Below are 8,555 nucleotides of genomic sequence, written 5' to 3'. Positions count from 1 at the left end.
GGGTGGGTGCTGGGGGTACCCCCCATCCGGGGGGAGGCACCCCCGCGGCCCGTCAGGGCCAGTCGCGGCGGGAACGGGCGCGTTTCAGTTCCGAGCGCTGTTTCTTCTCCCGCAGCCGGCGCTCGTTGATCCCGCGAGGGACCCGCGTCGGCTTCCGCGCTCGCGGCGGCGGCGCAGTCGCCTCGGACAGCAGCGCGGCCAGCCGCACCATCGCCGCCTCCCGGTTCCGCCACTGCGACCGGTGCTCGGACGCCCGTACCGACACGACCCCGTCGACCAGCCGCGGCCCGAGCCGCTGCAACGCCCGCCGCTTCCACACCTCCGGCAACGCCTCGGTACGGGCGAGATCGAAGCGCAGTTCGACCTGGCTGTCGGTCGTGTTGACGTGCTGCCCGCCCGGCCCGGAGGACCGCGAGAAACGCCACATCAGCTCGGCGTCGGGCAGCGCGACGGAGCCGCGGACGAGAAGGGGACCGGACATGTCGTCCATGTTCCCGCCTGTGTCCGGTTCACGTCACGCGAATTTCGGCCGTTCGGTAAAGAAAGTAAAGAAGGGCGGAACCTGGGGCGGGGCGCTCTGCGTTCATATCGGTAGCTGTAGCTTCATGCCGTACGCATCACGAGGGAAAGGACTCCCCATGGCTGTAAGCCTGTCCAAGGGTGGCAACGTCTCGCTCACCAAGGAGGCTCCGGGCCTGACCGCTGTCACCGTGGGCCTCGGCTGGGACGTCCGCACCACCACCGGCACCGACTTCGACCTCGACGCGTCGGCGATCGCGGTCAACGCGCAGGGCAAGGTCTACTCGGACGCCCACTTCGTCTTCTTCAACAACAAGCAGACCCCGGACAACTCCATCGTCCACACCGGCGACAACCGCACGGGCGAGGGCGCCGGCGACGACGAGGCGATCAACGTCAACCTGGCGGCGCTCCCCGCCGACATCGACAAGATCGTCTTCCCGGTCTCCATCTACGACGCGGAGAACCGCTCGCAGAACTTCGGCCAGGTCCGCAACGCCTACATCCGCATCGTCAACCAGGCGGGCGGCGCCGAGATCGCGCGCTACGACCTGTCGGAGGACGCGGCGACGGAGACGGCGATGGTCTTCGGCGAGCTGTACCGCAACGGCGCCGAGTGGAAGTTCCGCGCCGTCGGCCAGGGCTACGCCTCGGGCCTGGTCGGCATCGCCCAGGACTACGGCGTCAACGTCTGACACAGGCGGGACCGTGAGGCCCCCGGCAGCCGGGAAATTGCCGGGGGCTCCCGGACCGTGGAGCGTTACCGTCACCGGGTGACCCTGGAACCTCTCGTCCTCGGCCCCGACGGCACCGTCCCGGCCCCGCTTCTGACCGAGCTGACGGCGCTGTATGCGTCGAACCGCGAATTCCACGCCCTCAGCGGCGACTTCCCCGACCCGGACGACATCCGGGAGGAGCAGGTCGCGGCGTCCCTCGTGGAGGATCTGGCCCATCCGGGCGCGGAGGTACTGCTGGCCCGCTCGGAGGGCCGGCTGGTCGGTGTCGCGGCAGTCGCCGCCCATCACCCGGACCCCGCCGACCCCGACCCATGGATCGGCCTGCTGATGGTGGACGCGGGCAGCCGGCGCCGCGGACACGGACGCCGGATCGCCACCGCCGTGGAGGACCGCTTCCGCGCGGCCGGCCGCGCCGGGCTGCGGCTCGCCGTACTGGAGAACAACCCGAAGGCGCTCGCGTTCTGGACGTCCCTCGGATACGAGGAGATCGACCGCCGGCCCGACCTGCAACTGGGCCGCCCCTGCCGCGTCCTGCGCAAGGAGCTGCGCACGCCCCGCCCCGCCGCCCGCACCGCGATCGTCGCCCCGGACGGCGCGGTGTTCCTCTTCCGGTACGACAACGTCGAGGTCGGCGTGCACTGGGCGCTGCCCGGCGGCGGTCTGGAGGACGGCGAGTCCCCGCGCGAGGGCGCCCTGCGCGAGCTGCGGGAGGAGACCGGGTGGACCGATCTGCGGCCCGGCCCACTGCTGTGCACGTGGGAGCACGACTTCACGCACAGCGGCATTCCCGTCCGCCAGCACGAGCACATCTACGTCACCGAAGGCCCGCGCCGTGAGCCCGGCGGGCCGCATCTGGCCGCCGCGCACGCCGCCGACAGCATCCTCGCTTGGCGCTGGTGGAGCCCCGCCGAGCTGGCCGACCCGGCGGAGCCGCTGTGGCCGCCGGATCTGGGCCGGCTGCTGGAGGAGTTCCGCCGGGTGTGACGCCCCGGCCCGCTTCCAGGGGTTCCGGGGGCCGCCGCCGTCACGGCCGGGCGGGTTTGCCGTCGCCGTACAGCCAGTCCTTCCAGATACCGCTGAAGTCGACGTCTGGATTGCGGTGCTCGACGAACGCGGTGAAGTCGGCGGTGGAGGCGTTACCGTGCCGGTGCGCGGCGGCCCAGCCCTGCACGATGTCGTAGAACGCGTCGTCGCCGACGGCCTGCCGGATCTTGTGCAGGACCATCGCGCCCCGCTGGTAGACCGGGTCGGCGGAGACATGCTCGGGACCGCCCGGGTCGGCCGGCGGGAAGTCCCACAGTTCCTCGTGCTTTTCCTCGCCGTGCGCGTACAGCTGCTGGAAGGTCTCCTCCGCGCTGGCCCCGCCGTGGTCCTCGTCCCACAGCCATTCCGCGTACGTCGCGAAGGACTCGTTCAGCCACATGTCCCGCCAGGTTTTCGGCGTGACCGAGTCGCCGTACCACTGGTGGGCCAGCTCGTGCACCACCAGCGTGACCGTTTCGGGAGGGCCGGGGAACACGGGCCGGTTCTGTGTCTCGAGCGCATACCCGGCGTCCTCGGCCCGGTCGACGATCGCACCGGTGGAGGAGAACGGGTACGGGCCGAAGTTGGTCTCCAGCCAGTCCATGATCTCCGGCAGCCGCGCCAGCACCTTCTTGCTGTCCGCGGCACTGACCGGGTCGACGGCGATGTACGCGGGCAGCCTGCGCTCGCCCACAGTCGGCGTGGAGACCTCGTAGCGGCCGATGGCGAGGGTGGTGACATAGCTCGCCATCGGTTCGGCGGTGTGCCACGCGAAGGTGGTGCGCCCGCCGCTCGTCGTCCGGCCGCGCAACTCCCCGTTGGACACGGCCGTCAGCCCGTCGGGCACGGTGACGGTGATGTCGTACGTCGCCTTGTCGGAGGGGTGATGGTTGCCCGGGTACCAGGCCATCGACCCCACCGGCTCGCCGAGCGCCAGCGCCCCGTCCGCGGTCGGCAGCCAGCCCTCCTTCGAGCCGTCGGGATCGGTGACGGTGAGCGGGCTGCCCGCGTAGCGGACGGTCACCTGGAAGGTCTCGCCGCGGTCGAGGTCCTCGGCGGGGCGGACGGTCACTTCCTGCCCGGCGCGGTTGAAGCGGGCGGGGCGGCCCTCGACGGTGACCGTCTCGACGTCCAGGCCCTTGAGGTCCAGATCGAACGCGGACAGGTCCTGTGTGGCGCGGGCGGTGATCGTGGCCGTACCGGTGAGGTGGTGGCGGGCGGGGTCGTAGGCCAGGCGCAGATCGTAGTGTCCGACGTCGTAGCCGCCGTTGCCCGCCTTCGCGAAGAACGGGTCGCGTACGCCCGCGGCGCCCGGCGAGCCCTGGACACCGGCACCGTCCCCGGAGCCCGTGCAGCCGGTCAGAGCGAGGACGAGCAGGGCAGCGGGAACAACGGGCGCGAATCGGGACACGTCCGTGATCCTACGCGGGGCATGACACCATTTCCCGCGTGCTCGACATCGGCTACGCCCTCTCCAACCGCTTCCCGGACCCGCCCCAGACGGACTACCGGCGCGCGGACGTCCACGCTCTGCGGCACGATCTGTTCTGCGGTGACGTGTATCTCGCGGACACGGAGGCCGACCGGGAACTGTCCACAGCCTGGGGATGGGTGCCGGTGCTGGACTTCGCGTGGGCGCTGTGCGACATCGTCGAGCAGATCGACCGGGACCCGGCGGGCTCCCGCGCCTCCCGCCCGCAGCGCGCGGAACTGGACTTCACCGAGTCCACCGACCGTCTGCTGTTCGAGCGCCGCTTCGGCTGGGTGGACATCACCTCCGACTGGATGCCGGCCGAGGAACCCCCGCTCACCTTCTCCCACGCCGAACTCCGCCGAGAGGCCCGCGACTTCCTCCACGACCTGATCGCCGACCTCACCGACATGCACGAGGACCTCGCCGACAACCCCGCCATCTGGACCCTCCAGGCCAAGTTCCCCCGCATCCCCTGACACACCGTCACCTCTCCGGCGCGCCTGCGGCCATGAGGCCCGACAGCATCCCTCCCCGCAAGCGACTCACCCCGCACGATCCGGTCGTGGCCGCACGTCAGGCGGCCCCTCAGTCCTCCACTCTGATCCCCAGCTCCCCCGCCAGCGCCGGCGCCAGGTCCAGCAACTGGGCCGTGCTGATCACCGCGCCGGACAGGCGGTCCAGGCCCCGGGCGATCTCCAGCGGGCCCGCGCCGCGGAGGTCCACATCGGTCAGGGTCGCCGAGCCGAAGTCGGCGGACCGCACCGCGCAGTCGACGAACGCCACCCGCTCCAGGCGGGCGCCCGCGAAGTCCGGCTCCACCAGCACGCACGACTCGAACACGACGTCTCTCAGGCGGGCCTTGCGCAGATTCAGGTAGTCGATCTTGCCGCCGCGGATCAGCACCCGCTCCAGCACCGCCCCGTGCAACTGCGTGCCGCCCAGCCGGGCGTCGAACAGCTCCACGTCCCGGAACGTGGCCTCCGCCAGATCCGTGCCCACCCCGCGCACCCCCGTCAGCCGCGAGTCCAGCACCCGCGCATGCCGCAGCCGCGTGCCGTCCAGCCCGCACCCCGCCAGCACACAGTCCAGGAACCGCGCCCCCGCACCGTCCTGGCCGCCCAGATCCGTGCCGGTGAACTCCAGCCCGTCGTAGTCCCCGTCCGGCTCCAGCCCGCCGCCGTACCCCCGAAGCTCCGGCAGGCGCAGCTCCGGGCGCCGCGCCGCCTTCACGTCCCCTCGCACCATCGCAACCCGCACTCCGTCCCGGACCACCTGTGTCCCAGCCCTGACCCCATGCTGCACCCCACCACTGACAATCGCCCTGACCTGCGAAAACCCGGCACGTGTCACATTCGCGGGCGCTGTCCGGTCCCTAGTGGTGAAAGTCGCCCACCGCACGAGGAGGACCACCGACATGCCTCAGGCCCACCACACCCGCCGCCTCACCGTCATCGGCGGCGGCTTCGCCGGACTCACCGCGGCCATCACCGCCGCCGAGGCCGGCGCCAAGGTCACCGTCTACGAGGCCCACCACGCCCTCGGCGGCCGGGCCCGCACCGCCGACGGCCCGTACCGCACCAACGAGGGACCCCACGCCCTCTACAACGGCGGCCCCCACTGGACCTGGCTGCGCCGGCGCGACCTGCTCGGCCCGCTCGCCCCGCTGCCGCCCCTGGAGGCCGCCCGACTGCGCCTGCACCACAAGGGCGTCCTGCGCCGCACCCCGCCCTTCGCCCTGCTGAAGCTGCTGCGCCCCGGCCTGCGCCCCGCCCCCGTCGACACCGACTTCCTCACCTGGGCCACCGACGTCGCCGGCGAGGAAGCCGCCCGCGCCGCCGCCAACTACGTCGCCGTCGCCCTGTTCCACCACGACCCGGGCTCCCTGTCCGCCGCGTTCGTGCAGGAACGCCTGCGCCGCGCCACCAAGCTGCCCCCCGAGGCTCACTACCCGCGCGGCGGCTGGGGCAACGTCATCGAACGCATGGCCGCCCGCGCCTGGAACCTCGGCGTCCGCGTGGAGACCCTGGCCCGTGTCGAGGCCGTCCCCACCGACACCCCCGTCATCGTCGCCACCTCCCTCGACGCCGCCCGCCGCCTCCTCGGCGACGACACCCTGACCTGGCCCAGCGGCCGTACCGCCCTCATCGACCTCGCCGTCCGCACCCGCCGCGGCGACCCCTTCGCCATCTCCGACCTCGACTCCCCCGGCTGGCTGGAACGCTTCACCGCCCAGGACCGCACCCTCGCCCCCGCCGGCGAGCAGCTCATCCAGGGCCAGATCCCCCTCGCCCCGCACGAGAAGCGCGCCGACGGCATCGCCCGCGCCGAACACCTGCTCGACTTGGGCTTCCCCGGCTGGCGCGACCGCCTCACCTGGCGCCGCGAGGCCACCGCCAACGGCCGCACCGGCGCCGTCGACCTCCCCGGCACCACCTGGCGCGACCGCCCCGCCATCGACCGCGGCGACGGCGTCTACCTCGCCGGCGACCAGGTCGCCGCCCCCGGCGTCCTCTCCGAGGTCTCCTTCAACAGCGCCGTCACCGCCGTCTCCCTCGCCCTCGGCCACACCGCCGACCTCGACCTCAAGCACGCTTGAGGTCGAACAGTGGTACGCACCGGTCACCACACACCAGAGAGACACCCGTGGGCGCCATCCGCCCGCACACCTTCGGCCCGGCCGACAACCTCACCCACGAAGAGGTCGAGGACCCCCGGCCGGGCCCCGGCCAGGTCCGCATCGAGGTCGCCGCCGCCGGCGCCCACCTCCTCGCACCCGGCGGCCGGCACATCGTCTTCGGCTGGTCCTCGAAAGCCTCTCCGAAGGCGGCGGCCTCCACATCGAGGACATCTCCCAGCCGGCCCTCGGCCCCGCCATGCCGGAACGCGCCGACGGACCCGACCCCCTGCGCACCCTCGCGGAACGCGCCCTCGCCGGGGCTGCCGCGGGCCGCCTCACCCCCGCCGTCCACCGCTTCCCCCTCGCCGAGGCCGCGGAAACCCCCCGCGCCCTGGAGACCCGCCGCACCACCGGCGAGGTCGTCCTCGAACCGACACGCACGGCAACGCCCTGAAGCCGACGCGCACGTCAACGCCGTAAAACCGACACGCACCTCGAAGCCGCGCAACCGCACAACCGCACAGCCGCACAGCCACGCAACCACGCAGCCGCACGGCCGTCGCCGCGCCGAGCCCCTCAGTGCCGCCCCGCCACCCGGTCCGCCAGCCGCGCCAGCCGGGACGGGGCCGCACTGTGCGACACCCGCTCCCGCCGGTCCGCCGACCGGTACGTGGCGTACATGCCGTGCACCCCCAGCCATCGCAACGGCTCCGGCTCCCACTTGCGCACCTTGTGCCCCACCCACGGCAGCTCCGTCAGCTCCGTGGCGCGGCCCTGCCCCGAGTCCAGCTGCACCAGATCGCACAGCGTCCGCCCCGCCAGATGCGACGTCGCCACCCCCGACCCGACATACCCGCCGGCCCAGCCCAGCCCCGTCGCCCGGTCCAGCGTCACCGACGCACACCAGTCCCGCGGCACCCCCAGCACACCCGACCACGCGTGCGTGATCCGCACCCCCGCCAGCGCAGGGAAGAAGTCCACCAGGATGTCCCGCAGTGCCTCCACCGTCTCCGGCTGCGTACGCCCGTCGTTGTCCGTCCGCGAACCGAACCGGTACGGCACCCCGCGCCCGCCCAACGCGATCCGCCCGTCCGCGGTGCGCTGCGCGTACATGTACGCGTGCGCCATGTCCCCCAGCGTCTCCCGGCCCTCCCAGCCGATCGCCGCCCACTGCTCCTCGCTCAGCGGCTCCGTCGCCACCATCGACGAGTTCATCGGCAGCCACGTCCGCCGCTGCCCCTTCAGCGACGCCGTGAACCCCTCCGTGCAGCGCAGCACGTACGACGCCCGCACCGTCCCGTACGGCGTCACCGCACGCCCCGCCCGGACCTCCGTCACCGGCGTCGACTCGAAGATCGTCACACCCAGCTTCTCGACCGCCGCCGCGAGCCCCTTCACCAGCTTCACCGGATGCAACCGCGCCCCGTGCGGCGTCCACGCCGACCCCACCGCGTCCGCCACCCGGATCCGCTCGGCGGTCTCCCGCGCGCCGTACAGCTCACGGTCCGTCTCGCCGTACGACAGCTCGTGCTCATGGAACGCCCGCAGCCGCGCCAGCTGCGCAGGCGTCCGCGCCACCTCCAGCACACCGCCCCGCACGATGTCCGCGTCGATGCCCTCGTCATCGGCGACCCGCACGACCTCGGCGACCGTCTCGTTCATCGCCTTCTGCAACCGTACGGCCGCCTCGTGGCCGTACAGCTTCGCGTACCGGTCCCGGCCCGCGACGCCGTTGTACAGCCAGCCGCCGTTCCGTCCCGACGCGCCGTACCCGCAGAACTTCTGCTCCAGGACGGTGATCCTCAGGAACGGCGCCGCCTTCTTCAGGTAGTACGCCGTCCACAGGCCCGTGTACCCGCCGCCGACGATCACGACATCGGCCGTCGCGTCACCCGGCAGCGGCTCCCGCACGGCCGGAAGACCGTCGTCCGCATACCAGAAGGAGATACCGCCGTTCACGACAGAGCTGGTCATGACCTGGGACGTTAATCGCTGCCCACCGCCGCTGTCTCCTTCGGATTCCGTGTTCTTCGCACCCGTCCCGCCGCCACCGGACCGCACACCAACCCCGTCAGCAGCCCCACCGCATGCCCCACGTCCGTGAACGTCCGCCCCACCACCAGCGGCGCCCCGTACACCACCAGCACCGCCCCCAGATACCCGTACCGCCACACCGCCCCCCGGA

The 8,555-nt window shown here is 72.5% G+C and carries 10 protein-coding genes; 5 read left to right on the top strand and 5 right to left on the bottom strand.

All coding sequences use genetic code 11. The features are described 5' to 3' along the window. Window positions 1-52: 52 nt before the first annotated feature. Window positions 53-490 (bottom strand): alternative ribosome rescue aminoacyl-tRNA hydrolase ArfB, encoded by a 438-nt coding sequence (gene arfB, locus MTQ10_RS24160; RefSeq protein WP_247472269.1) that lies wholly within the window; start codon window positions 488-490, stop codon window positions 53-55. A 148-nt stretch (window positions 491-638) separates the two neighbouring features. Here arfB and MTQ10_RS24155 point away from each other — a divergent pair, with 148 nt between their 5' ends. Both MTQ10_RS24155 and MTQ10_RS24150 read left to right on the top strand, forming a co-directional pair. Then, on the top strand, window positions 639-1,214 hold the full coding sequence (locus MTQ10_RS24155) for a TerD family protein (RefSeq protein ID WP_247472268.1): 576 nt from the start codon (window positions 639-641) through the stop codon (window positions 1,212-1,214). Between the two features lie 78 nt (window positions 1,215-1,292). Continuing rightward, on the top strand, window positions 1,293-2,240 hold the full coding sequence (locus MTQ10_RS24150; RefSeq protein WP_247472267.1) for a GNAT family N-acetyltransferase: 948 nt from the start codon (window positions 1,293-1,295) through the stop codon (window positions 2,238-2,240). Window positions 2,241-2,280: 40 nt separating this feature from the next. Here MTQ10_RS24150 and MTQ10_RS24145 read toward each other — a convergent pair whose 3' ends face one another. Beyond that, window positions 2,281-3,690, bottom strand: coding sequence for a M1 family metallopeptidase (locus MTQ10_RS24145; protein WP_247472266.1), 1,410 nt, complete (start codon window positions 3,688-3,690; stop codon window positions 2,281-2,283). A gap of 38 nt (window positions 3,691-3,728) precedes the next feature. Here MTQ10_RS24145 and MTQ10_RS24140 point away from each other — a divergent pair, with 38 nt between their 5' ends. Then, window positions 3,729-4,229 (top strand): hypothetical protein, encoded by a 501-nt coding sequence (locus MTQ10_RS24140; protein ID WP_247472265.1) that lies wholly within the window; start codon window positions 3,729-3,731, stop codon window positions 4,227-4,229. Window positions 4,230-4,338: 109 nt separating this feature from the next. Here MTQ10_RS24140 and MTQ10_RS24135 read toward each other — a convergent pair whose 3' ends face one another. After that, window positions 4,339-4,998, bottom strand: a complete 660-nt coding sequence (locus MTQ10_RS24135; RefSeq protein WP_247472264.1) for a pentapeptide repeat-containing protein — start codon at window positions 4,996-4,998, stop codon at window positions 4,339-4,341. Window positions 4,999-5,167: 169 nt separating this feature from the next. On the opposite strand from MTQ10_RS24135, the gene MTQ10_RS24130 reads away from it, so the two are divergent. Then, window positions 5,168-6,349, top strand: coding sequence for an NAD(P)-binding protein (locus MTQ10_RS24130; protein ID WP_247472263.1), 1,182 nt, complete (start codon window positions 5,168-5,170; stop codon window positions 6,347-6,349). Window positions 6,350-6,626: 277 nt separating this feature from the next. Next, window positions 6,627-6,824 carry a zinc-binding dehydrogenase gene (locus tag MTQ10_RS31730; protein ID WP_374117678.1) on the top strand — a complete coding sequence of 66 codons (198 nt, stop codon included), beginning with the start codon at window positions 6,627-6,629 and terminating at the stop codon, window positions 6,822-6,824. Window positions 6,825-6,946: 122 nt separating this feature from the next. Here MTQ10_RS31730 and MTQ10_RS24120 read toward each other — a convergent pair whose 3' ends face one another. Together MTQ10_RS24120 and MTQ10_RS24115 are read right to left on the bottom strand one after the other, a co-directional pair. Next, on the bottom strand, window positions 6,947-8,344 hold the full coding sequence (locus tag MTQ10_RS24120; RefSeq protein ID WP_247472262.1) for an NAD(P)/FAD-dependent oxidoreductase: 1,398 nt from the start codon (window positions 8,342-8,344) through the stop codon (window positions 6,947-6,949). 11 nt (window positions 8,345-8,355) lie between these two features. Beyond that, window positions 8,356-8,555: rhomboid-like protein (locus tag MTQ10_RS24115; RefSeq protein ID WP_374117677.1), on the bottom strand; the 200-nt coding region annotated here is incomplete at its 5' end.

Source organism: Streptomyces sp. XM83C, assembly GCF_023072675.1.
In the GTDB taxonomy this organism is placed as follows: Bacteria; Actinomycetota; Actinomycetes; order Streptomycetales; family Streptomycetaceae; genus Streptomyces; species Streptomyces thermocoprophilus.
This window is presented reverse-complemented; position numbering and strand designations above follow the sequence as displayed.